Source organism: Stenotrophomonas rhizophila, assembly GCF_007667275.1.
Classification (GTDB): Bacteria; Pseudomonadota; Gammaproteobacteria; order Xanthomonadales; family Xanthomonadaceae; genus Stenotrophomonas; species Stenotrophomonas maltophilia_AE.
In genome coordinates, this window is record NZ_VDQT01000003.1 from 314,563 (window position 1) to 338,083 (window position 23,521).

Genomic DNA, 23,521 nt, shown 5'->3' on the forward strand with positions numbered 1-23,521 from the left:
GGCATGACGAGCGTTCAGCTGCTGGACCTGCACATCGACCGCGCCTCGCAGCAGGTGCGGCGCGGTGATGGGGTGCTGCCGGTCAGCGGCCTCAGCTGGCGCCTGCTGGACTGCCTGCTGGAGCACGGCACCGATGTGGTCGACTTCGACACGCTGGCACGGGAAGTCTGGGCGCCGGCGGTGGTGGGCGAAGATGCGATCAGCCAGCGGGTGAAGCTGCTGCGCCAGGCATTGGGCGATGACAGCCGCCAGCCGCGCTATGTGCGCTCGGTACGTGGCCGGGGCTACCAGTTATGCGCGCCGCCCCAGGCGTGTGCACCGGTGGCGCCACCAGCGGCGGCGGAACCGGTGGGGGTGCCTGGGGCGGCAGAGCCTTCTGCAGCGACTCCCGGGACTGCCTCAACTCCCTCAACTGCCGTAAATGCCGTAAATGCCGTAACTGCGGCAGCAGCGGCAGCAGCGGCACCATCGGCACCATCGGAGGGGCCGCAACGGAGGCTGCGCGCGCGGTGGGCTTGGCTGGCGGCGGGCGTGGCTGCTGCCGGCGCCGTCATCGCCGTCATCTTCCAGCGGCCGGAAAGCGCGCTGCACTCACCCGCAGACCCGGTACTGCAACGCGCTGCGTACTACGCCGGCATCGGCCAGGCCAGCAACAACGACCGGGCGATCACCCTGTACCGCCAGGCACTGCAGATCGACCCGGATTCCAGCGCCGCACGGCGCGGCCTCGCGCGTGCATTGGCCGCCGATGCCTGCCTGTTCAACGGCAAGCCGGGCAGCGCGCAGGAGGCACTGCAGCTGGCCGGACAGGTGTTGCGGGCGGCTCCTGATGACGCCGCCGCGCATGCGCTGCGCGGGTACGCCCACGACTGCATCGGCGCGATGCCGCAGGCGATCGCCGATTACCAGCAGGCGCTGCTGCGCGACCCCGACGATGAGCGCACCCGCGCCTCGCTGGCCTACCTGCAGCAGGAACAGGGCCATCTTGCGCAGGCGCTCGAGGCCAACCTGACGCTGCGCGCGCCGGAGCGGATCCGCTTCCGCGACGTGCAGGTCGCCCGCGAACTGGAACTGCTTGGCTTCACCGACGCCGCCGCACGCCGCCATGCGCGCAACTTCCAGCTGTACCCGGACAATGTTTTCAGCAACATTGCATGGCCGCGCGCGCTCATGAACATGGGCGAGCAGGAAATGGCGCGGCAGGCGCTCGACCAGGCGCTCGCACGCGGCACTCCGCATCCACAGCTGCTGCGCCTGCGCGGCGAACTGCTGTTGATGGACGGTGACCGGCAAGGTGCGGCAGCGGCGTTCGAGCAGGGCCGCCTGCTGCGCCCGCTGCAGTCGATGGGAAAGACCCTGGCCGGCCTGCAGCAGGGGAGTGGCACGCCGTCCCCGGAATGGATTGCCGCGCGCCTGCACGAGGTGACCGCGCAGGCTGACGACGGCTGGTCGGACGCAGCCGTGGAACGGGCCCTGCTGCACCAGGCGCAGGGCGATGCCGGCGCAGCAATCGCCGACCTGCACCGCGCCGTGGACGCCGGCTTCCGCGACGCCGCGTGGCTGCGCGTCACCCCACTGTTCGCCCCGCTGCGGCAGGCGGCCGGCTGGGAGCGCCTGCTGGCCCGGATCGACGCGGACGTGGCCGCCCAGCGCGCACAGGTACTGGCAGCGTCCTGGCGCCCCGATGACCTGAAGGGCCTCAGCGCAACGCCGGCAGCAGGAATTCGGTAAGCACCCGGCGCGACTGCGGATGGGCGTAGCTGCGGTTGTAGGCCCTGCTGGTCACCACCGCGACCAGCTTCTTCTCCGGCATCACGAACACGTAGTTGCCGCCGTTGCCCGACATCGCCCATACCGTGGTTTCCTTCCCGTCCACCGGCAGCTTCAGGCCCCACCACTGGTAGCCGTAGTCGCTGCCGTCGTCGGTCTGCGCCTGCGGGCGGATCATTGCCGCGATGTAGTCGGCAGGCACCAGCTGTTTGCCCTGCCAGCGGCCGCCGGCCAGCACCAGCTCGCCCAGCCGGGCCAGATCACGGGTGCGGTAGCGGGTGCCGCCGCCGCCCATGCCGATGCCTTCGGGGGAACGGTTCCAGTGACTGCGGGTGATACCCAGCGGGCGTTCGAGCGCTTGCGCGGCGTAGTCGGCCAGCGGCAGCTTCGTGGTCCGTTCCAGCACCGCGCCCAGTACGAACGAATTGGCCGTGCAGTAGGCATGCGCGCGGCCGTGCGGGCTGTCTTCGGGGCGGCTCATCCACGGCGCGAAACCCTTCACCGGCAGCGACAGCGCGAAGTCCAGCCAGCGCTCGGTCACATACATGCGCTCTTCGTTGCCGGCGGAAAATTGATTCTGGTCATCGCATTCCCACAGGCTGCTCATGGTGAGCAGGTCTTCGACCGTGGTGCCGCGCAGGCGGGCATCCACCGGGTGTTTCGCGGTGAATTCCGGGAAGTAGTCGTAGACCCGGGCCTGCACCCCGGGCAGGTGCCCCTCGCCGATCGCCGCGCCCACCAGCAGGGCGGTCACGCTCTTGCTGGCCGAACGCACGTCGTTGAGCGTCTGCGCATCGGCGCCGTTGAAATAATGTTCGTAGGCCACCGTGCCATCGACCAGCAACAGCACGCTGGTGACCTGTTTGATCTCGTCGCTGGCAACGGCCGCCTCCAGCGCGGCGAGCGGGGCGGGGTCGAGGCGCGGCGAGGCGGCCTGAGCCGCGATGGGCAGGCAAGCGGTGATGGACAGGACCAGTGCGGCGAAACGACGGGCGGGGTGGGGCATGGTGGCGCTCCTCGGAAGTGAGGTGCCACTACGCCAGCACCGCGTCTGAAGTGCTGGAAGAACGCCTGAAGAATTCTGAAAGCGGCACCCGGCCTGCATCTGGCGATGCAATCGTCGGTAGGGTCGGTTCCCGAACGACCGCCGATAGCGGCGCAACATTCGGTAGCGCATGACCTCGAACGGGGCGACGCATCTCGCGCGAATCTCCGCCGCAGGTCATGCGTTACCGAACCGATCACCGTTATCGGCGGTCGTTTGGGAACCGACCCTGCCAAAGCGGGCCACGCGCTTTGTCCGTTATGCCCGCGTGTGCGCCCACACGCTGTTCGGGTCGCCGTTTACCGCCCGGCGCTGCGTTGCGCGAGCCATGGCGGCAAAGCCCAGCGCCATCGCCAGCGCCACGCCGTCCACCCAGAACAGCGGCCAATAGCCGCGCGCGGCGCTGGTCCACAGCCACAGCCCGCTCATCGCACCGTGCACCACCGGGATCAGCGCGGTCACCGCCGCCGCGGCCCACAGCAGCTCCACCGCCGCCTTGGACGGCGCGCGCAGCGCCGCCCACAGGGCGCAGCCGCCCCAGACCAGGAAGCAGGTCCAGCGCATGCCCGCATCCGCATGAGCCGGGGCCAGGTGCTCCAGCAGCTGCACGCTCACGAACGCTGCCGACACCGCCACGCACAGCCCGATGCACACGCCCACCGTGGCCCGCGCCATGTTGATCTGCGCGCGCCCCTGTACGACCTGGCGACGCTTGCGCCGCGACTCGATCCACAGCAGGTTGCCCGAATAGAACAGGAAGGCACCCCCCAGGCCGAGCGCGAAATACAGCCACGGCACCCAGCCGTTGCCGAACTCGCCGAAGTGCAGCGCGTAGGCCGCAGCCAGCGTCGCATGGTTGGCGTCGCGCTGCCCGGGCAGCTGGGTGTGCAGCACCTCGCCGGTGTTGGCGTCCAGCGCGACCGCGCCCAGCGGCCCCAGTGACACGCCGCCGTCGCCGGTGATCTCGATGGTGGCATTCGCATCGCCGGCATTGGCCAGCTTCAGGTAGGCCGGCTCGAAGTGCTTCTGGCCCAGCTCGTTGGCCACCGCGATCGAGCGTGCGTGCAGCATCGCCAGGCTGCCGGCGCGTACGGGCTGGTTGGCCGGTGCGCGGATCGGGGCGGTATCGGTGGCGCCGGGGATCGCGGCCAGCAGCTTGCCGTCGTAGATCAATGGATTGAGCGCGGCCATCTGCAGGAACATCAGGCACAGCAACGCGCCGGTGACCGCGAACAGCAGGTGGAAAGGCAGGCTGAGCACCCCGATCACGTTGTGCGCGTCCTGCCACATCTGCTTCAGGTTGCGGCCCGGGCGCAGCGCGAACAGGTCGCCGACCAGCTTGGGCAGGTGGATCACCAGTCCCGACAGCAGCGCCAGCCCGTACAGCAGGCTGACCACGCCCATCAGGTAGATGCCGGCCACCGGCAGCCCCAGTGTGTAATGCAATTCATTGACCAGCTCGGCCAGCCCGGCCTGCGGTGGGGTGGGGCTGCCATCGACATGGTCGGCCCAAGCGAACAGCCAGGTGCCCTTGGCGTCCTGCCAGTAGGCGATGGACTGCGGCGTTTCCGCGCCGGGGAAGGTCATGCCCACGTGCTTTCGCGCATCGGGGTGTTTGGCCAGCACGCCATCGAGCAGGCGCTGCGCGTCATCCAGGGTCTGCGCTGGCTGGTCCATGCCCTGCGGCGACTGCCACAGCGGCAGGTCGTGGTGGAACACGGTGATGGCACCGGCGTAGAACGCCACGAACAGGGCGAACCCCGCCACCAGGCCAACCCAGGTGTGCACGGTGGTGAAGGTACGCAGGGTGAGCGAACTGAATTTCATCGGACAGGCCTCACTGCACCCAGTCGAAGTGGCGCAGCAGCCACAGCAGGCCGAAGCCGGACGCAGCGGTGGCACCCAGCCACAACCACGCACGCAGCCCGGTACGGAACGCGAATGCCCACAGCGCGGCCAGCATCCACAGCGGGATGAAGGCGACCATGCTGGGCACGATCACCGCCTGCCAGGGGCCGGGCGGCACCCAGGTGATCAGGCCGGCGGCTGCGGCCGCCACGAAGAAGCCTGCCAGCAGGCCGGCCAGCGCACGTGCCCACATCAGCGTCGCGCCTCCGCGTCCGGCCGCGTCCAGGCGGCGAGGTAGGGCAGCACCAGCGCGGTCAGCATCCAGCCGCCCAGGGTGACGCAGAAGCCGGTAGCGAAGCCGAGCTGGCCCATCCACAGCCAGAGCGACGTGGCCGCGGCCACCAGCCCCAGCTGGCGGCCGAGCCGGCCGGCGCGGCGCAGGCGCGGCCAGCGGCAGTGCGGCGAAGCGGCGTAGAAGGCCAGCGCCGAGAACGCCGACGCAGCGCCGGCCAGTGCGCAGTACAGCAGCGCCAGGGCGTCGGCGGTCAGCATGGAAACGCCGCGCAGGGCAGGAGCGTGCGGGCCATGGGGGCGGCGCAGGGCATTGAAATCCTCGGGAAGGCAGGCGGGCCGGGCGCTCCGGCAATGCGCGCATGGTAATCATTGCCGTTTGCGCGCGCCAGAGCATGCGGTGCATGCCGATCCGACGTAAGGCAGCCGACCGGTAGCGCCGACCGTTGGTCGGCCCTCGCGACGCGTGACCCAGGCGACCACCATTGGGCAACCCCCGGCATTTGGTTTAAGATCGACGCATCCACCTCGAGGCAACAAGGTGACCCGCGCCAAGCGCCGGTCCAGCGTGCGACATGAGCACTACCACCGCCCAGCGCTGAACGTCCCGACGGCCCCCTGACAGGCGCCTTCGTGGCGCTTTTCTTTTATCCGGCCGCGCCCCGGGCACCCTCGACTCCCGTTTCCCCGGCCTGCATCCAGGCCCCCCAAGCACAAAGCCAGAGCCATGATCGCGATCACGCTTCCCGACGGCAGCCGCCGTGAGTTCGAAAACCCCGTCAGTGTCATGGAGGTCGCCCAGTCGATCGGCGCCGGCCTGGCCAAGGCCACCATCGCCGGTGCGGTGGATGGCGTGCTGGTCGATGCCAGTGACGTGATCGACCACGACGCGAGCCTGCGGATCATCACCGCCAAGGACGAGGAGGGCGTGGAAATCATCCGCCACTCCGCCGCCCACCTGGTTGGCCATGCGGTCAAGCAGCTGTACCCGGACGTCAAGATGGTGATCGGCCCGGTGATCGCCGAAGGCTTCTATTACGACATCCATTCCGAACGTCCGTTCACCCCGGACGACATGGCCGCCATCGAAAAGCGCATGGGCGAGCTGATCGCGCAGGACTACGACGTGGTCAAGAAGATGACCCCGCGCGCGGAAGTGATCGAGATCTTCAAGGCCCGTGGCGAGGACTACAAGCTGCGCCTGATCGAAGACATGTCGCCGGACATCCAGGCCATGGGCATGTACTACCACCAGGAATACGTGGACATGTGCCGCGGACCGCACGTGCCCAACACGCGCTTCCTGAAGGCCTTCAAGCTGACCCGCATTTCCGGTGCCTACTGGCGCGGCGACGCCCAGAACGAGCAGCTGCAGCGCATCTACGGCACCGCCTGGGCCGACAAGAAGCAGCTCGAGGCCTACATCAAGCGCATCGAAGAAGCCGAAATGCGCGACCACCGCCGCATCGGCAAGCAGCAGGATCTGTTCCACCTGCAGGAAGAGGCCCCGGGCCTGGTGTTCTGGCACCCCAAGGGCTGGGCGCTGTGGCAGGTGGTCGAGCAGTACATGCGCAAGGTCTACCGCAAGAGCGGCTACGGCGAAGTGCGCTGCCCGCAGATCCTGGACGTGAGCCTGTGGAAGAAGTCCGGTCACTGGGACAACTACCAGGACAACATGTTCTTCACCGAATCGGAGAAGCGCACCTACGCGGTCAAGCCGATGAACTGCCCGGGCCACGTGCAGGTGTTCAACCAGGGCCTGCACAGCTACCGCGACCTGCCGATCCGCTACGGTGAGTTCGGTTCCTGCCACCGCAACGAGCCGTCCGGCGCGCTGCACGGCATCCTGCGTGTGCGTGGATTCACCCAGGACGACGGCCACGTGTTCTGCACCGAAGCACAGATCGAAGCGGAAGTGACCGCCTTCCACCAGCAGGCGCTGGCGGTGTACCAGCACTTCGGCTTCGACGAGATCCAGATCAAGATCGCCCTGCGCCCCGAGTCGCGCCTGGGCGACGACGCCACCTGGGACAAGGCCGAAGGCGCGCTGCGCTCGGCGCTGTCCAGCTGCGGCGTGGAATGGCAGGAGCTGCCGGGCGAGGGCGCCTTCTATGGCCCGAAGATCGAATACCACCTCAAGGACGCCATCGGCCGCACCTGGCAGCTGGGTACCATGCAGGTGGACTTCATGATGCCGGGCCGGCTGGGCGCCGAGTACGTGGACGAAAACAGCCAGAAAAAGCACCCGGTCATGCTGCACCGGGCCATCGTGGGCTCCATGGAGCGCTTTATCGGGATCCTGATCGAGCACCATGCCGGCCAGTTCCCGGCCTGGCTGGCCCCGACCCAGGCGGTGGTGGCCAATATTACCGACGCCCAGGCTGAATACGTGCAGGAAGTCACGAAAACCCTTGCAGATCAAGGCTTCCGGGTAACGTCCGATTTGCGCAATGAGAAGATCGGTTATAAGATTCGCGAGCATACGCTGCAGCGGGTCCCGTACCTGCTGGTGGTGGGCGACCGTGAGAAGGAAAACGGCGCCGTGGCCGTGCGTACGCGCTCCGGCGAAGATCTGGGCAGCATGTCCGTCCAGGCCTTCATCGAGCGGTTGCAGGCAGAACAGTCTGTGTAAGAAAGTCCCGGCCCTGCGGATGACCCGCGTGGGCCGGTTTGATTCCTCTGGGAGATTGCAATATCAGTACCCCTGACAACAAACAGAACCGCAAGAATCAGGAAATCCGGGTGCCGCGCGTACGCGTGATCGGCAGCGACGGTGAAATGATTGGCGTGTTGACGCGTGACGAAGCGCTGTCGATGGCCGAAGACGAAGGTCTGGACCTGGTCGAGATCCAGCCGCAGGCTGATCCGCCGGTGTGCAAGATCATGGACTTCGGCAAGTTCAAGTTCGAAGCGCAGAAGAAGGCCAACGAGGCCAAGAAGAAGACCAAGCAGGTCGAGATCAAGGAAGTCAAATTCCGTCCGGTCACCGACGAAGGCGACTACCAGATCAAGCTGCGCAAGATGCGCGGGTTCCTGGAAGAAGGTGACAAGATCAAAGTGAACATCCGCTTCCGTGGCCGTGAAATGAGCCACCAGGAGCTGGGTCGTGAGATGGCCAACCGGATCGAAGCCGATCTGGGTGAGGACATCGTGATCGAGTCCCGTCCGCGCCTGGAAGGCCGGCAGATGGTCATGATGATCGCGCCGAAGAAGAAATAAGCGCCTCCGGCGCCGTAGAGCCACGCCCTGCGTGGCTTCGCGGACCTGAACGGAGAGACGCGACCGTGGCCCGTTCCCGTGTCATACCGGGAACCGTCGCCCAATCAACAGCTTGCACCCGTCAACGAACCCATGCATAATGGGCGGCCCCGTTTTTCGGGGGTGCTGTTTTGAACGGTTTCACGCTTTTCAACGGCAACAGGACCGGCCTGGTTCCCAGAGGGGATCCCGGGCTTACAAGCAGGCAAGGGCACGGACGGAAAGTGTGGCATCGCCACCGCCCTGGTCAGTGACAAAACATCATCAAGGACATTGCAATGCCCAAGATCAAGACCAACCGGGCGGCGGCCAAGCGTTTCCGCAAGACCGCCTCCGGCAAGTTCAAGGCTGGCCACGCCAACCGCAGCCACATCCTCACCAAGAAGTCGACCAAGCGGAAGCGCAATCTGCGTCAGACGAACCATGTTCGTGCAGAAGACGCAGGCCGTTTGACTCGTATGCTTCCCTACCTCTGAGGACTGACCCATGGCTCGAGTAAAGCGTGGTGTACAGGCGCGTCGCCGCCACAAGAAAATCCTGACCCTTGCCAAGGGTTACTACAACGCACGCCGCAAGGTCTTCCGCGTTGCCAAGCAGGCCGTCATCAAGGCACAGCAGTACGCCTATATCGGCCGTAAGCAGAAGAAGCGTAATTTCCGCTCGCTGTGGATCACCCGCATCAACGCGGCTGCCCGCATCAACGGTCTGAGCTACAGCCGTTTCATGAACGGCCTGCTCAAGGCGAACATCACCCTGGACCGCAAGGTGCTGGCTGACATCGCCGTGCACGACGCAGCCGGTTTTGCTGCACTGGCCGAAAAGGCCAAGGGCGCGCTGGCGGCATAAGTCCATTCCCCGCCGTTGCCGTGCAAACGCAATGGCGCCGGGTAAGGCAATGCATGGGGAAGGGCGCAAGTCCTTCCCCATTCTTTTTTGTGGCGGTGGCGACGGGTGTCGGCCCGGCGTGCATCGCGAAGGCAATCCGACGCGAGGCCCAGGCTATCCATGAGTGACATCCAATCCCTGACCACCCAGGCTTTGGCCGACGTGGCCGCCGCGCAGAGCCCCGATGCGCTTGAAGCCCTGCGCGTGGCGCTGCTCGGCAAGAGCGGCAGCATCACCGCCCAGCTCAAGCAGCTCGGCACGCTGCCGGCCGACCAACGCAAGGCCGCCGGCGAAGCCATCAACCAGGCCCGCGACGCGCTGACCACCGCGCTGGGCGAACGCAAGGCCGTGCTGGAAGACGCTGCGCTCGACGCGCGCCTGGCCGCCGAAGCGATCGACATCACCCTGCCGGGCCGCGGCGCCGAACGCGGTGGCCTGCACCCGGTCACCCGCACCCTGGAACGCATCACCGAGATCTTCGGCCGCCTCGGCTACGAGCTGTCCGAAGGCCCGGAAATCGAAGACGACTGGCACAACTTCGAAGCGCTGAACTTCCCGCCGCACCATCCGGCGCGCGCCATGCACGACACCTTCTACTTCGGCGATGGCCGCCTGCTGCGCACGCATACCTCCGGTGTGCAGGTGCGCTACATGGGCGACCACGCGCCGCCGCTGCGCATGATCGCGGCGGGCAAGGTGTACCGCAGCGACAGCGACCAGACCCACTCGCCGATGTTCCACCAGGTCGAAGGCCTGCTGGTGGACGAGCATTCGACCTTCGCCGACCTCAAAGGCACGCTGTCCGAGTTCGTGCGCGCGTTCTTCGAGCGCGATTTCGAAATGCGCTTCCGCCCCAGCTACTTCCCCTTCGTCGAACCCGGCGCGGAAGTGGACATCGCCTGGCAGCAGCCCGACGGCAGCACCCGCTGGCTGGAAGTGCTGGGCTGCGGCATGGTCCATCCGAACGTGCTGCGCAGCGTGGGCATCGACCCGGAGCGTTACACCGGCTTCGCCTTCGGCCTGGGCGTGGAGCGTTTCGCCATGCTGCGCTACGGCGTGAACGACCTGCGCGCGTTCTTCGAGAACGACGTGCGCTTCCTCAAACAATTCGCCTGATGACGGAATGCCGGGCTGGGCCCGGCACTACGATTGTTGAACTACGGCCCAGGCGCGTGCGCCGGCCCACCAGGGTGACACCATGAAATTCTCTGAAAACTGGCTGCGCAGCCACGTTCCCACCACTGCCTCGCGCGACGAGCTGAGCGCGGTGCTGACCGCCATCGGCCTGGAAGTGGAAGAGGTCACCGACCTCGGTGCCAGCCTCGACCACGTGGTGGTGGCGCGGATCGTCACCGCCGAGCGCCACCCCGAGGCCGACCGCCTGCAGATCTGCCAGGTCGATGCGGGGCAGGGCGAGCACCTGCAGATCGTGTGTGGCGCGCCCAACGCGCGCGCCGGCCTGGTCGCACCGCTGGCGATGATCGGCGCGAAGATCGGCGACTTCAACATCAAGGCCGCCAAGCTGCGCGGCGTGGACTCCAACGGCATGCTGTGCTCGGCCAAGGAACTGGGCCTGGACAGCGACGCCTCCGGCCTGCTGGAGCTGCCCGCAGACGCCCCGGTCGGCCAGAGTCTGGTCGATTACCTGGGCCTGCCCGATGCCAGCATCGAGATCAAGCTCACCCCCAACCGCGCCGACTGTTTCAGCGTGCGCGGCCTCGCCTTCGACGTGGCCGCCGCCTGCGCCAGCGAAGTGGTCCCGTTCAACGCCGCGCCGGTGCCGGCCGTGGGCAGCCGCGAACTGGCCATCAGCCTGGGCGCCGGTGCCGAAGCCCCGCGCTACCTCGGCCGCGTCATCGAAGGCGTGAACCCGCGCGCCGCCACCCCGCTGTGGATGGCCGAGCGCCTGCGTCGCAGCGGTGTGCGCCCGGTGTCGCTGCTGGTCGACATCACCCAGTACGTGATGCTGGAGCTGGGCCAGCCGATGCATGCCTACGATCTGGGCACCCTGCAGGGCAGCATCGGCGTGCGCCGTTCGCGCGCGGGTGAAACCCTCAAGCTGCTCGACGGCCGCGATGCCGCGCTGGACGACAGCTTCCTGGTGATTACCGACGCCGACCGCCCGGTTGGCCTGGCCGGTCTGATGGGCGGCTACGACACCCGGGTCACCGACGACACCACCGCCGTGTTCCTGGAAGCCGCGCACTTCGCCCCGGCCGCCATCATGGGCCGTGGCCGCAAGCTGGGCCTGCACACCGACGCCGGCCATCGCTTCGAGCGTGGCGTGGACCCCGCGCTGCCGCGCACTGCGATCGAATACGCCACCCGCCTGGTGCTGGACCTGGCCGGCGGCACCCCGGCCCCGGTTACCGAGGCGGTGCGCGAAGCCGACCTGCCGGCCACCGCCACCATCGCCCTGCGCCGCGCGCGCATCGCCCGCGTGCTCGGCGTCCAGATCGCCGATGCCGACGTCGAGCGCATCCTGCGCGCGCTGGGCATGGACGTGGCCGCCGCCGCCGACGGCTGGCAGGTCACCGCGCCGAGCCGCCGCTTCGACATCGGCATCGAAGAAGACCTGATCGAAGAGCTGGCCCGCATCCACGGCTACGAGCGCATTCCCACCACCCTGCCGGGCGGTGCGGCGCGCATCGCCATGCCCAGCGAGACCCGCCTGGACGACCTGAGCACCCGTCGCCAGCTGGTCGCCCGCGACCTGCAGGAAACCATCAACTACGCCTTTGTCGATGCCGGCCTGCTGGCCCAGTGGCAGCTGCAGGACAACGTGGTCGCGCTGGCCAACCCGCTGTCGGCCGAGCTGGCGGTGATGCGCCCGGCGCTGCTGCCGGGCCTGGTGGCGACCCTGGGCCGCAACGCTGCCCGCCAACAGGCCAGCGTGCGCCTGTTCGAGCTGGGCCGGGTGTTCCACCCACAGGCCGGGCAGGGCGCCGCGCCGGTGGAAATCCAGCGCGTGGCCGTGGCCGTGTGCGGCGACGCCACCCCGGAACAGTGGGGCGTGGCCACCCGCAAGGTCGACTTCCATGACCTCAAGGGCGACCTGGAATCGCTGGCGGCCGCCTCCGGCGCCGAGCTCGCCTTCGTGCCCTCCACCCGCCCGTACGGCCACCCGGCGCGTTCGGCCGAGGTCCTGCGCGACGGCATCAGCCTGGGCTGGATCGGCCAGGTCCACCCGCGCGTGGCCAAGGCGATGGATATCGACGCTGACGTATTCGGCTTCGAGCTGGACCTGGCGGCCCTGGCCGCCCGCGCCCTGCCGCGCGCCAGCGAGCTGTCCCGTTTCCCCTCGGTGCGCCGCGACCTGGCCTTCCTGGTGCCCGACGGCGCCGCCTGGGCCGACCTGGAAGCCACCCTGCGCCGGGCCGCCGGCCCGCTGCTGCAGCAGGTGACCCTGTTCGACCGGTATGTCGGCCAGGGCGTAGAGCCGGGCTTCAAGAGTCTCGCTATGGGCTTGATTTTGCAGGACAAGTCGCGCACTCTCACGGATCGAGACGTGGACGCAGTGGTCACCGAGGCGGTGGCCGCGATGGAGCGTGAACACCACGCCCGGATCCGCGGTTGAGCGGGCAGGATTGGGGAGTAGCAGGCAGATGGCATTGACCAAGGCGGAGATGGCCGAAAAGCTGTTCGACGAAGTCGGTCTGAACAAGCGCGAAGCCAAGGAATTTGTCGACGCGTTCTTCGATGTGCTGCGCGAAGCATTGGAACAGGGACGGCAGGTAAAGCTTTCCGGCTACGGCAATTTCGACCTGCGGCGCAAGAACCAGCGCCCGGGCCGCAACCCGAAGACCGGCGAGGAAATTCCGATTTCCGCCCGTACGGTGGTCACCTTCCGTCCGGGCCAGAAGCTCAAGGAAAGGGTAGAGGCATATGCTGGATCCGGGCAGTAACCGCGAACTTCCGCCGATACCGGCCAAGCGCTACTTCACCATCGGTGAAGTCAGCGAGCTGTGCGATGTAAAGCCGCACGTGCTGCGCTACTGGGAAACCGAATTTCCCAGCCTGGAACCGGCCAAGCGCCGCGGCAACCGCCGCTACTACCAGCGCCACGACGTGCTGATGGTGCGGCAGATCCGCGGCCTGCTGTACGAACAGGGATACACCATCGGCGGCGCGCGCCTGCGCCTGGAAGGTGCCGGCGCACGCGACGAATCGGCACTGAGCAACCAGATCATCAAGCAGACCCGGATGGAACTGGAAGAAGTGCTGCAGCTGCTGCGCCGCTGAAGCCTTTTTCGATCAAACCGGTTATACTCGTCGGCCCGCTGCAAGGCGGGGACAACACCAGCAACATCGGGGCGTAGCGCAGCCTGGTAGCGCATCTGCCTGGGGGGCAGAGGGTCGTCGGTTCAAATCCGGCCGTCCCGACCATTGTTGGTGAAAGATCAAAGGCCTGCGCAGCGATGTGCGGGCCTTTTTCTTTGGCGTTGTGGGCAGGGATAAGCCTGACTGCGGCAAAGCCGAACGGCAGACGACCAACCCTCACGGTAGGGTCGGTTCCCAAACGACTGCCGATAGCAAACCTGGGCCCTTTAACGCATTGACCTCGAACCGTGCGCGCCCTTCGCGCATACCTTCGCCGAAGTTCATGCGTCACCCTGCTGATCATTTCCATCGGCGGTCGTTTGGGAACCGACCCTACCAGCGCACCAGTGCGGTCGACGTCCGGGGCGCTAAACAGCAAACGACCAGCCAGGACGGTAGAGTCGGTTCCCAAACGACTGCCGATAACAAACTTGGGCCCTTTAACGCATTGACCTCGAACCGTGCGCGCCCTTCGCGCACACCTTCGCCGAAGGTCATGCGTCACCCTGCTGATCGTTTCCATCGGCGGTCGTTTGGGAACCGACCCTACCAGCGCTAGTGCAGTCGACGTCCGGGGCTCTAAACGGAAAACAGCAAACGACCAGCCAGGACGGTAGAGTCGGTTCCCAAACGACTGCCGATAACAAACCTGGGCCCTTTAACGCATTGACCTCGAACCGTGCGCGCCCTTCGCGCACACCTTCGCCGAAGGTCATGCGTCACCCTGCTGATCGTTTCCATCGGCGGTCGTTTGGGAACCGACCCTACCAGCTGGCTAGTGCGGCCGACGTACACGCTCAGCCCCTTGCCGAAGCCATCGGCGCCATTGGCACCTCTGCAGAGTGAGATCTGTGTCCAGGGTCGCATGTTTGACGAAACCGAAATGCGGGCGTAGAACCGACTCCGACGTCATCTATGTCGAGTCGCCCCATGAGCATCGCCATCGACGCACACGTTTTGATCGTCGGCGCAGGACCCACGGGCCTGGTGCATGCCCTTTGGCTCACCCACCAAGGGGTGAAGGTGCGCATCATCGACAAATCGTCCGGGCCAGGCGAAACCTCCCGGGCGATGGCCGTACAAGCCCGGACCCTGGAGCTTTACCGCCAGCTTGATCTCACCGATGCCGTGGTAGCCGCCGGCCATCGCAATCCAACCATGAACCTATGGGCGAATGGTAAGCGCAGCGCTCGCCTTTCGATGCGAGATGCGGGCGCTACAGTGACCCCTTACCCCTACATTCTCACGTACCCCCAGGACGAGCACGAACGCCTTTTGATCCAGCGGCTTGAACGGCTGGGTATCCGGGTCGAGAGAGAAACCGAGTTCATTTCGTTCGAGGAACACCCGGACTACGTGCTGTCACGTCTGCGCACACCGGGCGGCGTTGAGGTGACTTGCAGGTCTTCCTTTCTGTCCGGTTGCGACGGGGCGAAATCCCCGGTGCGACACCAGATAGGGGCGGGGTTCGAAGGCGGAACCTACAAACAGATATTCTACGTGGCCGATGTACGGCTCAACGGGCTTGAGCCGCCAGGCGAGGCCCATATTTCCCTGGACAGCTCCGACTTTGTCGCTGTGTTGTCCTATGGCCACGAGGGCTTGAGCCGATTGATCGGAGTGGTTACCAACGGTGATGTGGAGAAGATTACATTTGAAGATGTCGGGCACCGTGCAATAGAGCGCCTCGGGGTCACGGTGGAGGCAGTTAACTGGTTCTCCACCTATCGGGTACATCACCGGGTCACCGATACCTTCCGCAAGGGACGCGTATTCCTCGCCGGGGATGCAGCGCATGTGCACAGTCCCGCTGGCGGCCAAGGCATGAATACGGGCATTGCCGATGCAATCAACCTGGCATGGAAGCTGGCGGCCGTCATCCAAGGTAAAGCACCCCATGCACTGCTCGACAGCTATGACCAGGAACGCAAGGCATTTGCGAAGAAGCTGGTTGACACCACGGACCGCGTGTTCACCTTCGTCACCGCCGAGAGCAGTTTTGCTGATTTCGTGCGAACGCGCATCGCACCGCTGCTTGCAGGCGCCGCCTATCGCGTCGATGGAATTCGCGAAATGTTGTTCCGCATGATTTCCCAGACCGCACTGAATTACCACGACAGCTCGTTGAGCGCTGGAAAAGCAGGGAAAGTGGAAGGTGGTGATCGTCTGCCGTGGGTGAATGTTGACGGTAAGGACAACTTTGACCCACTGGTGCAGGCCGTCTGGCAGATCCACGTCTACGGTTCTGCGTCTGCCGAACTTGAATCATGGGCTGGGCAGCAGCGAGTTCCATTGCACCAGTTCAGGTGGCACTCCAAGCACGGTCAGGCAGGCTTGGCACAAGGCGCCGCGTACCTGATTCGCCCTGATACATACGTTGCCCTGGCAGATTCGCAGGCCTCACCTAATGTGCTCGAGTCCTATTTTGTAGAGCGCGGGATAACGCCCACAAGTCAGTCGGTGCTTCAGACTGAGGCATGAACGGAAAACAGCAAACGTCCAGCCAGGACGGTAGAGTCGGTTCCCAAACGACTGCCGATAGCAAACCTGGGCCCTTTAACGCATTGACCTCGAACGGTGCGCGCCCTTCGCGCACGCCTTCGCCGAAGGTCATGCGTCACCCTGCTGATCGTTTCCATCGGCGGTCGTTTGGGAACCGACCCTACCAGCGGACCAGTGCGGTCGACGTCCGGGGCGCTAAACGGCAAACGACCAGCCAGGACGGTAGAGTCGGTTCCCAAACGACTGCCGATAAAAACCCTGGGCCCTTCAACGCATTGACCTCGAACCGTGCGCGCCCTTCGCGCGCACCTTCGCCGAAGTTCATGCGTCACCCTGCTGATCATTTCCATCGGCGGTCGTTTGGGAACCGACCCTACCAGCGCTAGTGCAGTCGACGTCCGGGGCGCTAAACGGAAAACAGCAAACGACCAGCCAAGACGGTAGAGTCGGTTCCCAAACGACTGCCGATAACAACCCTGGGCCCTTTAACGCATTGACCCCGAACCGCGCGCGCCCTTCGCGCACGCCTTGCCCGAAGTTCATGCGTCACCCGGCTGATCATTTCCATCGGCGGTCGTTCGGGAACCGACCCTACCAGCGCACTAGTGCGGCCGACGTCCGGAGGGCGCCGCTGCCGGCGCCATCGGCACCTCATCAGTGTCCACGAGGGAAATCAGCGCAAGCAAATTCCTGATGCTCATGTCCTCGACGTTGCCAGGGCAGCGTTCAATGACATCGATGAGCTCAAGCAGCTCCACGATGCGCAGGTCGTAGATCCGAAGCAGTTTGCGGATTGCGCGGAAAACCTCATGCCTGGAAGGATCATTGGCGCCAATCAGGCGATGCACCTGGATGCCTGGCTTTGCCGTCGCATCGCAGCGCGTCGAGGCGATGGCCTTCAGGATCTCGCCCATCGTCAGCTGATCCGAGGTGCGGATATCCGTGCGGAGCTTGGATTCCAGGGTCACCCAAGCGGGGCTGCCCCAATCCAATGTGTCGGCGATGGCGCTGAAGTAGTAGTTGAGGTCTACGGTAACGCGCGTAGGGGCGGCGAAAGGGTCGAATGACATGGAGGACGTCCTCGTTTGAAGTAGGTTCCAACGCCCTGTGGATTACACTGGTGGGCGTCGATGCGCCTTTCTTCGGAACGCCAATCCCGGTCACCGAGGAGTTGGCGACGCAGCGATCCTGCGCGTGGCGAGGGAAGGCTGTCAACGCGCTGTGCCAGGAATTGGGAAGTGGGTCGGTAGCAATACGCCGGGATGTCGCAAGCGTCTCTCTATCAGATGCTTGCAACGTCATCCAGCCCACGATTGACCCACGGCAAGCACCAACAGGTGCGCCCCGCCAATGACACCTTCGAGCCGATCCCGATGGAGGCAGAGGATGACAACAAGACGACTACGCGCCACCGACCTCGAGCAGGCCAGTGCTGTGTGCATGGCATCCTTCATGGAAGCGGTCGCGCCATCACTCTCTCCGGAGGGCATCGCCACCTTTGCCGGGATCGTCTCGGTGGACGGCATTGCCAGCCGCTTTTCCGATGACAACGACATGTTCGTCTTCGAGGCCGACGGCCAGGTCGTGGGGGTGGCCGAACTCATGGGCGGGCAGCACGTGGCCACGTTGTTCGTTGCGCCGGGGCATCAGGGCAAAGGGGTGGGGCGGGCCTTGATGCAGGCCGTGCTCGCATGCGCCCGGTCCGAAGTGGTGACCGTACGGGCGTCGTTGGGGTCGGTCGCCGCCTACCAGCGCTTCGGGTTCCAGGTGGCCGGCCCGGTCGGGGAATACGCGGGCCTGGTCTACCAGCCGATGGAACGGGCGCTCGCCACGCCGTAGTTCCAGGTCCCGGGTCGCTGAACGGTGAGCCATCAATCGACCAGATTCGGCAAAAGCATGATCCTGCTTTCACGCCTTCACACCTATCCTGCGCCGAACGACCCCGGGCCTGATCCGTGCTGCAGCAACAAGAAGAAAACACCGCCAAATGGCGCATCTACGAGGCGCTGTTGCAGGCCACGCCAGATCTGTCCTACGTGTTCGATCTGCAACATCGGTTCATTTACGCCAACCAGGCGCTGTTGAACATGTGGGGCATGACCTGGGATGAGGCGATGGGCAAGACCTGCCTGGAGATCGGCTATGAGCCCTGGCATGCGGCCATGCACGACGCCGAGATCGAGCGGGTGATTGCCACCAAGCAGCCGATCCGTGGCGATGTGCCGTTCCCGCACACCACCCAGGGCGTACGCATCTACGACTACATCTTCACCCCGGTGATTGGACCGGATGGCGAAGTGGAAGCCATTGCCGGCAGCACCCGCGACGTTACCGAGCGCAAGCGCCACGAACAGCACCTGCAGCTGCTCATCAACGAGCTCAACCATCGGGTAAAGAACTCGCTGGCCATGGTGCAGTCGATCGCACGGCAGACCTGCCACAACGCCAAGGACCTGGCCGAAGCCAGCGAGAAGGTGGAGCAGCGCCTGGTGGCGCTGTCGGCGGCGCATGATGTGCTGACCCGCGAGAACTGGCACAGCGCCGACATCCTGGAGCTGGTCCAGGCGACTGCAGTGGCGCATGCGGACGACCCCGCCGCGCGGTTCGACGTGCAGGGCGAACCCTGCCGGCTGGACCCGCGCCGCGCGCTGGCACTGGCCATGGCGCTGCATGAGCTGGGCACCAACGCGGTCAAGTTTGGCGCCTTGTCCGGGCCCGACGGTCGGGTGTCGGTGCACTGGAACAAGACGTCCGTGGGTGGGCGCGAGATGGTCGAGCTGGTCTGGCGGGAAAGCGGCGGCCCCCCGGTGCAGCCTCCCAGCCAGCGCGGGTTCGGCTCGCGCCTGCTGGAGAAGGGGCTGAAACATGACCTGGGCGGCACGGTGGAGCTGTCGTTCGAGCCGGGTGGGCTGCGTTACCGCGTGGTGTTCCCGCCGGGTGACGACACCCTGAAGGTGCACCCGTGACTGCGCGCGTGCTGATCGTCGAAGACGAATCGATGATTGCGATGATGGTCGAAGACTATCTGGTGCACGCGGGCTACGAAGTGGTAGCACTGGTCGGCACGCTGGACGAGGCACTCACTGCGGCGGAGCGCTGCAGTTTCGACGTGGCGCTGCTGGATGTGAACCTGGCCGGACAGACGTCGTTCCCGGTGGCTGACGTGCTGGAGGCGCGGGGGATCCCCTACATGTTCCTCAGCGGATACGGCAGGGAGACGCTGCCGGAGCGGCTGCGGCGCCGTTATGGCCTGCAGAAGCCCTTCCGCATGCCCGAACTGGGGCGTGCGCTTGAACGGGTGCGCAACCCGGTCAACTGATCGCGCGAATCACTTCCTCGATCAGCACTACGTAGCAGGCCGCGAAGTAGACCTTGAGCAATGCAGGGTGCTGCTTGGAGACGAATGCGCGCATGTCAGTACGGCCGATGGGGACGTCATCATTGTGACCATACAGTGAAATTGAGGCAACGATCACACATTCAGTGCTGTGATGGCGTTTCCCACGTGTTTACTTTGAATTCAATCACTTACAGTTTTGAGCGCGGCGGTGGCACCTACCGTTCGTCGGAAAAATCCTACACACGCAGCTGAATACGTAGCGGCGTCCGTTCACATAACGTAGTGCCTTCACACGCCGCCCGCGCCCCATTCACTGTTGCGGCACGCCCGCATCGCTAGCGTGGAGGCCTGTCAGTCATACCCGGCAACCGGGGAAAGGAACAACATGATCAAGTGGGCCATCATCTTCGCCATCATCGGCATCATTGCCGGCGCGCTGGGCTTTGCCGGTATCGGCGGCGCCGCCATTGGCGTGGCCAAGTTCCTGTTCTGGGCAGGCATCATCATCGCCGTCATCCTGTTCGTGCTGGGCATGACGGTCGCCAAGAAGGTGACCTGACCTCACGACAAGGTGAGGCGGTAAAAACAAAAGCCTGCGCAGCAATGCGCAGGCTTTTTGCTGTCAAACCGGCACGCTCAACTCGTGCTCCGCTGCCAGGGCGAGGAAAGCGGAACGTGACATGCGTCGCGCCGCTGCCGCTTGGTCGATCTTGCCTACCAGATACTCAGGCAAGCTGATGTTGAGCCGGACGGCACGTGTGTTGACCTTCGACAGATCAACGTCGACGAACATCCAGAAGCCATGCTGATACTGCGGTTGGTTGAGGTGTACGGCGAGGGGCGATGGGGTCGGCGGCGCTTTGGTCTCGCCGTCATACATGAGTTCAACTGCCTCTTGGACCATGCGCGGCAATTGCTCGAGTTCATCCGCAGCCGAATGGACTCCGGGCAGGTCCGGGACAATTGCACCGTAAGCGCTGTCGTCCTGCTGGTGTACGTAGACGGGGTAAAGCATCAGGTTCTCCATCCGGCTTGCCGCAAAACGCTGTTCACTGTTCCCAAGGGAAGATCTTTCCTGGGATGGGGAAGAATGACTGTCCTCGACCCTTTGCGCAGTTTCTGATGGCTCCCACGCACGGAGACAACCTTGAAACCGTCGGCTAACAATCGTTTCTTCAGTTCGCGGCTGTCCATCCGCGTAGAAACGCATTTTTGGAAGCGGGCGTCTACACAATCTTACACAACAATTTCCGCTTTTTCATCAGTCGGATCAATGATGGGCGGGCGGTCAAGGCGTTCGCCGCAACGGCCAGCGTCACTCGAAGTAGAAGGAAACACCCAGTCCGGCCTGCAGATCCGGGCTGTCCCGATCCAGGCCCAGGTCGAACGAGGCGTCCAGCTGGATGCGTTCGGCCGGCATCCACGTCAGGCCGGCGCCCGCGACGGAGGTGGCGGGTTCGCCCCGGGTATGGGTGAAACCGGCTTCGATGTAGGCGCTGACGGTGTCGCTTGCGGCCAAGCTCAGGCTGGGCGACCAGGTGAAGGCGTCTTCGCCCGCGCCACGGGTGGCGTTGGCGTACAGCGCGCCGCTCCAGCGTTGGTTGAAGGTGTATTCGTAGCTGGCGCCCAGTTCGTACTGGGTGCCGCCTTCGCTGAAGTCGCGTGAGCCGGTGCCGAAGCTGCTGCTGGCCAGCAGGGCCAGGGCATGGCGCTCCGAATGCAGGGGCAGGGCGTATTTGAGTGCCAGGCCGCTGTCGCCGGCGCCGCGCGTGGTGGTAGCGGGCGCATCGCGCGGGGCCTCGCGCAGGTGGTTCCAGGGGCTGCCAAAGGCCTGCAGTTCCAGCTGCGCGCCCAGGCCCACGCGCAGTCGCACATCGGTACCGTATTCGGTGCTGCGGGTATCGGCGTCGTCGCGGTCGCGCTGGTAGTCGGGCAGCCCCAGTTCCAGCGCCACGCCGCCAGCGGGCAGCACCGAGGCCGCGAAGCCCAGTCCCGGGCGGTCGAAGGCCGGTGTTTCGCTTTCGTCCTGCTGTGCCCAGGCGGGAAGGGCCGAGGCCACCAGCAGAAGTCCTACCCATGCACGCATCGCCACACCCGCCGTCTGGAAAACAGCAGCAGCCTAGCGGGGCGGCGGCAATGCGCCGTGAGGACGGGCCGAGTGGCTACTGGTCGCCCGCACGCTCGTCGCTGCCGGACGGATGCTCCGGGTGGCGGTCTTCATCGCGATCAACCGGCCCCCGGCGAGCAGCACGCTGGCCGGCAGCATCCGCGCCCAGCGGCGCTGCGACAGCCGTCAGCAGGGGGCCGCGACCCGGCGCAGGCACGTAGCGCAGCAGGTGGTGTGGTTCGGGAAGCACCCAGAACCCGGTGGCCAGGTCCGGTCGGCGGGCGGCGCCGTTGCCGCCGGCGGGCATGTCCTCGTCCTCTTCCGGATCGAGCGCCTGCGGTGGCTGCCGGTGCGCGTCTTCGTCCTGCTCTTGGTCAGGGAGGTCCTCGCTGTCCTCCGCGGTCGGCGGCGACAGGGTGTCCAGCGCATCGGTGGCGGCCTCCCACTCTGCCGCGTCCTGGACGATGGCCTCGGCGAGCGGGACGGGCGTTTCAATACGGGGTGGAAGGCGGGGCGGAAGGTCGGCAGGGACACGCATGGGCCGTTCGTCCAGTGCATGGATGGACCTTGGACAGTGGCCGCAGCGGCCTGGGTGGTCCATGCAACTGGTCGTAAAAGAACCTTCAGCGCAGCGACGGGTCCGGTCGGGTCAGGGCGAGCAGTCCATCCATCAGCCGTGCGGCGCGTGGCTTGCCGTCCTCGTCGATCGGGCAGGCCATCGACTGCAGCCAGAAGCCGTGCGCGGCGCGGCGTGCCGCGGTGAGGCGGTGGTCATCGGCTTCGCCGGGATGGCGCTGCAGCTGGTCCTGGATCCAGTGTTTGAGCGCTTTTGCGATGTCCGGATCCGGCCGCCCGCGCGGGGTGCCGGCGCCGGCCTCGGGCGGCTGCAGGCAGGCGCGGAACAGCGCGGTGACATAGGCGCGGGAGAAACGCCCGTGCACGTCCGGATCCTGCTCAAGCAAGGTTTGCACCGCGCGGTCGAAGTCGACCAGCGCGCTGGCCAGGGCCGGGGCATCCGCAGCCTCGGTGGTGCTGAGCAGCGGGAAGGGACGGCTCATGCCGGCGCCTGCGGAAGCTGGCGGGGCTGGGTGCCAGGTTGCGCGAGCAGGCCGCGCAGCAGTTCCAGCACCCGCTCGCCCTGGCCATTGCAGGCCAGCTCGAACGTAGTCTGGCCACCCAATGCGCCCAGTGGGGTGTGCACGATCCAGTGCAGTACCCGGCTGCGGTCCGGTTCGATCTGCAGGGCCAGCGTGGCCACCCGACGTACGATGCCGGTACGCATGCTCAGAACCCGTAGCTCAGCGCCAGCAGCGCGCTGTCCATGTGCGTTCCCACGGTCATCGGGCTGTCCTTGACCGCGCTCGAGAGCAGGGTGCGGCGCAGCGACGCGGTTGCGGTCCAGTGCGGGCCCAGCGGCATCACTGCGCTCAGGTCCATGTACGGGGCCACACCACTGCCGGCACGGTAGGCGGGCAGTCCACTGCGCTGCGCTTCGACCGCGCTGACGCCGAAGTAGTAGTCGTTGAGGCTGCTGCTGGCGTAGTTGGCGCCCACGCCGGGCATCAGCACCACCCGACCGGTGGGGATCGGATAGCCGTACTTGGCATCGGCGGCCACGCCGCCGCCGTGTCCGCTGACCTCGGCCTGCACATTGCCCTGCAGCACGCCCCACGGCGCGGTATGCCGCACCGCCACGCCGGCCATGGCCGACATGCTGCGGTTGGACAATTGGCGCAGCTGCGGGTTGTCGGTGTCCTTGTGCTTGAAACGCATGAAGTAGGGCGAAGCCAGCAGCGAAACGCTGGTGCGTTGGTCGTCGAACAGGGTGTAGCCGATGCTGCCGCCACGGAAGTGGAACTTGCGGCCTTCCCAGTTGATCACCGGCACCGGCAGCACGTCGGTGTCGTAGCCGGCGTACGGGGATTTCTGCGCAACCACCGCCAGGCCGACACTGCTGCGTGCCTTGGCCCCGGGCGCCGGCTGGGCCAGCACGCTGCCGCTGGCCAGCAGCCCGAGCAGGGCCAGGCCTGCGGCTGCCGTCTTCCGTGAATCACTGTGCATGGGAGGCTCCTGCGCCGGTCAAACCCGCATGATGTCCAGCGGACATTGTGGGAACGTTACGTCATCGGGCGGGGTACCATCGGCGGCCTCCGAC

General features: G+C 65.8%; 26 protein-coding genes and 1 tRNA gene. 15 read left to right on the top strand and 12 right to left on the bottom strand.

The features are described 5' to 3' along the window. Positions 1-3: 3 nt before the first annotated feature. On the top strand, positions 4-1,731 hold the full coding sequence (locus FSZ13_RS11985; protein WP_145479949.1) for a winged helix-turn-helix transcriptional regulator: 1,728 nt from the start codon (positions 4-6) through the stop codon (positions 1,729-1,731). Here FSZ13_RS11985 and FSZ13_RS11990 read toward each other — a convergent pair. From FSZ13_RS11990 to FSZ13_RS12005, 4 genes are all read right to left on the bottom strand, one after another. Then, on the bottom strand, positions 1,700-2,776 hold the full coding sequence (locus tag FSZ13_RS11990; protein WP_145479951.1) for a serine hydrolase domain-containing protein: 1,077 nt from the start codon (positions 2,774-2,776) through the stop codon (positions 1,700-1,702). The genes FSZ13_RS11985 and FSZ13_RS11990 overlap by 32 nt on opposite strands. 297 nt (positions 2,777-3,073) lie before the next feature. Continuing rightward, on the bottom strand, positions 3,074-4,642 hold the full coding sequence (locus tag FSZ13_RS11995) for a PepSY-associated TM helix domain-containing protein (protein WP_145479953.1): 1,569 nt from the start codon (positions 4,640-4,642) through the stop codon (positions 3,074-3,076). 10 nt (positions 4,643-4,652) lie between these two features. Further along, on the bottom strand, positions 4,653-4,916 hold the full coding sequence (locus tag FSZ13_RS12000; RefSeq protein WP_145479955.1) for a hypothetical protein: 264 nt from the start codon (positions 4,914-4,916) through the stop codon (positions 4,653-4,655). Next, the gene (locus tag FSZ13_RS12005) at positions 4,916-5,215 is read right to left on the bottom strand and encodes a hypothetical protein (protein WP_145479958.1); all 300 of its coding nucleotides are present in this window, start codon (positions 5,213-5,215) and stop codon (positions 4,916-4,918) included. The genes FSZ13_RS12000 and FSZ13_RS12005 overlap by 1 nt, the downstream gene beginning before the upstream one ends. Positions 5,216-5,681: 466 nt before the next feature. Between FSZ13_RS12005 and thrS the strand changes: the two genes are divergently transcribed. From thrS to FSZ13_RS12055, 10 genes are all read left to right on the top strand, one after another. Further along, entirely contained in the window at positions 5,682-7,586 is a 1,905-nt protein-coding gene (thrS, locus tag FSZ13_RS12010; protein ID WP_145479960.1) for a threonine--tRNA ligase, read from the top strand. Between the two features lie 47 nt (positions 7,587-7,633). Beyond that, positions 7,634-8,173 (top strand): translation initiation factor IF-3, encoded by a 540-nt coding sequence (infC, locus tag FSZ13_RS12015; protein ID WP_026070650.1) that lies wholly within the window; start codon positions 7,634-7,636, stop codon positions 8,171-8,173. Positions 8,174-8,490: 317 nt separating this feature from the next. Further along, positions 8,491-8,688: a 50S ribosomal protein L35 gene (rpmI, locus tag FSZ13_RS12020; RefSeq protein ID WP_102944552.1), complete on the top strand. Its 198-nt coding sequence runs from the start codon at positions 8,491-8,493 to the stop codon at positions 8,686-8,688. 10 nt (positions 8,689-8,698) lie between these two features. Next, the gene (rplT, locus tag FSZ13_RS12025; RefSeq protein ID WP_145479962.1) at positions 8,699-9,058 is read left to right on the top strand and encodes a 50S ribosomal protein L20; all 360 of its coding nucleotides are present in this window, start codon (positions 8,699-8,701) and stop codon (positions 9,056-9,058) included. A gap of 159 nt (positions 9,059-9,217) precedes the next feature. Further along, positions 9,218-10,213, top strand: coding sequence for a phenylalanine--tRNA ligase subunit alpha (locus FSZ13_RS12030; protein ID WP_145479964.1), 996 nt, complete (start codon positions 9,218-9,220; stop codon positions 10,211-10,213). 82 nt (positions 10,214-10,295) lie between these two features. After that, complete coding sequence (gene pheT / locus FSZ13_RS12035) at positions 10,296-12,674, top strand: phenylalanine--tRNA ligase subunit beta (RefSeq protein WP_145479966.1); 2,379 nt, start codon at positions 10,296-10,298, stop codon at positions 12,672-12,674. A 28-nt stretch (positions 12,675-12,702) separates the two neighbouring features. Then, positions 12,703-13,002: an integration host factor subunit alpha gene (locus FSZ13_RS12040; RefSeq protein WP_145480358.1), complete on the top strand. Its 300-nt coding sequence runs from the start codon at positions 12,703-12,705 to the stop codon at positions 13,000-13,002. Further along, positions 12,983-13,339, top strand: coding sequence for a MerR family transcriptional regulator (locus tag FSZ13_RS12045; protein WP_068853353.1), 357 nt, complete (start codon positions 12,983-12,985; stop codon positions 13,337-13,339). Before FSZ13_RS12040 ends, FSZ13_RS12045 begins: the two co-directional genes overlap by 20 nt. A gap of 67 nt (positions 13,340-13,406) precedes the next feature. Continuing rightward, positions 13,407-13,483 (top strand) — tRNA-Pro (locus FSZ13_RS12050). Between the two features lie 864 nt (positions 13,484-14,347). After that, a complete protein-coding gene (locus FSZ13_RS12055) occupies positions 14,348-15,898 on the top strand; it encodes an FAD-dependent monooxygenase (RefSeq protein WP_145479969.1) in 1,551 nt (516 codons plus the stop codon). 623 nt (positions 15,899-16,521) lie between these two features. Here the strand turns inward: FSZ13_RS12055 and FSZ13_RS12060 are convergent. Beyond that, positions 16,522-16,989 (bottom strand): hypothetical protein, encoded by a 468-nt coding sequence (locus FSZ13_RS12060; protein WP_145479971.1) that lies wholly within the window; start codon positions 16,987-16,989, stop codon positions 16,522-16,524. Between the two features lie 370 nt (positions 16,990-17,359). Here FSZ13_RS12060 and FSZ13_RS12065 point away from each other — a divergent pair, with 370 nt between their 5' ends. The 4 genes from FSZ13_RS12065 to FSZ13_RS12080 all read left to right on the top strand — a co-directional run bounded on the left by FSZ13_RS12065 (position 17,360) and on the right by FSZ13_RS12080 (position 19,818). Further along, positions 17,360-17,758, top strand: a complete 399-nt coding sequence (locus FSZ13_RS12065) for a GNAT family N-acetyltransferase (protein ID WP_260844166.1) — start codon at positions 17,360-17,362, stop codon at positions 17,756-17,758. A gap of 119 nt (positions 17,759-17,877) precedes the next feature. Beyond that, positions 17,878-18,885, top strand: a complete 1,008-nt coding sequence (locus tag FSZ13_RS12070; protein ID WP_145480360.1) for an HWE histidine kinase domain-containing protein — start codon at positions 17,878-17,880, stop codon at positions 18,883-18,885. Further along, on the top strand, positions 18,882-19,238 hold the full coding sequence (locus FSZ13_RS12075) for a response regulator (RefSeq protein ID WP_145479976.1): 357 nt from the start codon (positions 18,882-18,884) through the stop codon (positions 19,236-19,238). The genes FSZ13_RS12070 and FSZ13_RS12075 overlap by 4 nt, the downstream gene beginning before the upstream one ends. A 406-nt stretch (positions 19,239-19,644) precedes the next feature. Beyond that, the gene (locus FSZ13_RS12080; protein WP_145479978.1) at positions 19,645-19,818 is read left to right on the top strand and encodes a DUF1328 domain-containing protein; all 174 of its coding nucleotides are present in this window, start codon (positions 19,645-19,647) and stop codon (positions 19,816-19,818) included. A gap of 63 nt (positions 19,819-19,881) precedes the next feature. On the opposite strand, the gene FSZ13_RS12085 is transcribed toward FSZ13_RS12080, so the two are convergent. The 7 genes from FSZ13_RS12085 to FSZ13_RS12115 all read right to left on the bottom strand — a co-directional run bounded on the left by FSZ13_RS12085 (position 19,882) and on the right by FSZ13_RS12115 (position 23,427). Further along, positions 19,882-20,274, bottom strand: coding sequence for a type II toxin-antitoxin system HicB family antitoxin (locus FSZ13_RS12085; RefSeq protein WP_145479980.1), 393 nt, complete (start codon positions 20,272-20,274; stop codon positions 19,882-19,884). After that, a complete protein-coding gene (locus tag FSZ13_RS18870) occupies positions 20,274-20,453 on the bottom strand; it encodes a type II toxin-antitoxin system HicA family toxin (protein ID WP_145479982.1) in 180 nt (59 codons plus the stop codon). The genes FSZ13_RS12085 and FSZ13_RS18870 overlap by 1 nt, the downstream gene beginning before the upstream one ends. 121 nt (positions 20,454-20,574) lie before the next feature. Beyond that, positions 20,575-21,345 carry a transporter gene (locus FSZ13_RS12095; RefSeq protein ID WP_145479984.1) on the bottom strand — a complete coding sequence of 257 codons (771 nt, stop codon included), beginning with the start codon at positions 21,343-21,345 and terminating at the stop codon, positions 20,575-20,577. Between the two features lie 76 nt (positions 21,346-21,421). Beyond that, positions 21,422-21,904 (bottom strand): hypothetical protein, encoded by a 483-nt coding sequence (locus FSZ13_RS12100; RefSeq protein WP_145479986.1) that lies wholly within the window; start codon positions 21,902-21,904, stop codon positions 21,422-21,424. 85 nt (positions 21,905-21,989) lie between these two features. Continuing rightward, positions 21,990-22,424, bottom strand: a complete 435-nt coding sequence (locus FSZ13_RS12105) for a hypothetical protein (RefSeq protein ID WP_145479988.1) — start codon at positions 22,422-22,424, stop codon at positions 21,990-21,992. After that, entirely contained in the window at positions 22,421-22,648 is a 228-nt protein-coding gene (locus tag FSZ13_RS12110) for a hypothetical protein (RefSeq protein WP_145479990.1), read from the bottom strand. The genes FSZ13_RS12105 and FSZ13_RS12110 overlap by 4 nt, the downstream gene beginning before the upstream one ends. Before the next feature lie 2 nt (positions 22,649-22,650). Beyond that, complete coding sequence (locus FSZ13_RS12115) at positions 22,651-23,427, bottom strand: MipA/OmpV family protein (protein WP_145479992.1); 777 nt, start codon at positions 23,425-23,427, stop codon at positions 22,651-22,653. Positions 23,428-23,521 lie beyond the last annotated feature (94 nt).

Bases quoted from the DNA above. Each gene is read 5' to 3' on its own strand.
- FSZ13_RS11985 (WP_145479949.1), top strand. From the start codon at position 4: ATGACGAGCGTTCAGCTGCTGGACCTGCACATCGACCGCGCCTCGCAG.
- FSZ13_RS11990 (WP_145479951.1), bottom strand. From the start codon at position 2,776: ATGCCCCACCCCGCCCGTCGTTTCGCCGCACTGGTCCTGTCCATCACC.
- FSZ13_RS11995 (WP_145479953.1), bottom strand. From the start codon at position 4,642: ATGAAATTCAGTTCGCTCACCCTGCGTACCTTCACCACCGTGCACACC.
- FSZ13_RS12000 (WP_145479955.1), bottom strand. From the start codon at position 4,916: ATGTGGGCACGTGCGCTGGCCGGCCTGCTGGCAGGCTTCTTCGTGGCG.
- FSZ13_RS12005 (WP_145479958.1), bottom strand. From the start codon at position 5,215: ATGCTGACCGCCGACGCCCTGGCGCTGCTGTACTGCGCACTGGCCGGC.
- thrS (WP_145479960.1), top strand. From the start codon at position 5,682: ATGATCGCGATCACGCTTCCCGACGGCAGCCGCCGTGAGTTCGAAAAC.
- rpmI (WP_102944552.1), top strand. From the start codon at position 8,491: ATGCCCAAGATCAAGACCAACCGGGCGGCGGCCAAGCGTTTCCGCAAG.
- rplT (WP_145479962.1), top strand. From the start codon at position 8,699: ATGGCTCGAGTAAAGCGTGGTGTACAGGCGCGTCGCCGCCACAAGAAA.
- FSZ13_RS12030 (WP_145479964.1), top strand. From the start codon at position 9,218: ATGAGTGACATCCAATCCCTGACCACCCAGGCTTTGGCCGACGTGGCC.
- pheT (WP_145479966.1), top strand. From the start codon at position 10,296: ATGAAATTCTCTGAAAACTGGCTGCGCAGCCACGTTCCCACCACTGCC.
- FSZ13_RS12040 (WP_145480358.1), top strand. From the start codon at position 12,703: ATGGCATTGACCAAGGCGGAGATGGCCGAAAAGCTGTTCGACGAAGTC.
- FSZ13_RS12045 (WP_068853353.1), top strand. From the start codon at position 12,983: ATGCTGGATCCGGGCAGTAACCGCGAACTTCCGCCGATACCGGCCAAG.
- FSZ13_RS12055 (WP_145479969.1), top strand. From the start codon at position 14,348: ATGAGCATCGCCATCGACGCACACGTTTTGATCGTCGGCGCAGGACCC.
- FSZ13_RS12060 (WP_145479971.1), bottom strand. From the start codon at position 16,989: ATGTCATTCGACCCTTTCGCCGCCCCTACGCGCGTTACCGTAGACCTC.
- FSZ13_RS12065 (WP_260844166.1), top strand. From the start codon at position 17,360: ATGGCATCCTTCATGGAAGCGGTCGCGCCATCACTCTCTCCGGAGGGC.
- FSZ13_RS12080 (WP_145479978.1), top strand. From the start codon at position 19,645: ATGATCAAGTGGGCCATCATCTTCGCCATCATCGGCATCATTGCCGGC.
- FSZ13_RS12085 (WP_145479980.1), bottom strand. From the start codon at position 20,274: ATGCTTTACCCCGTCTACGTACACCAGCAGGACGACAGCGCTTACGGT.
- FSZ13_RS18870 (WP_145479982.1), bottom strand. From the start codon at position 20,453: ATGGACAGCCGCGAACTGAAGAAACGATTGTTAGCCGACGGTTTCAAG.
- FSZ13_RS12095 (WP_145479984.1), bottom strand. From the start codon at position 21,345: ATGCGTGCATGGGTAGGACTTCTGCTGGTGGCCTCGGCCCTTCCCGCC.
- FSZ13_RS12100 (WP_145479986.1), bottom strand. From the start codon at position 21,904: ATGCGTGTCCCTGCCGACCTTCCGCCCCGCCTTCCACCCCGTATTGAA.
- FSZ13_RS12105 (WP_145479988.1), bottom strand. From the start codon at position 22,424: ATGAGCCGTCCCTTCCCGCTGCTCAGCACCACCGAGGCTGCGGATGCC.
- FSZ13_RS12110 (WP_145479990.1), bottom strand. From the start codon at position 22,648: ATGCGTACCGGCATCGTACGTCGGGTGGCCACGCTGGCCCTGCAGATC.
- FSZ13_RS12115 (WP_145479992.1), bottom strand. From the start codon at position 23,427: ATGCACAGTGATTCACGGAAGACGGCAGCCGCAGGCCTGGCCCTGCTC.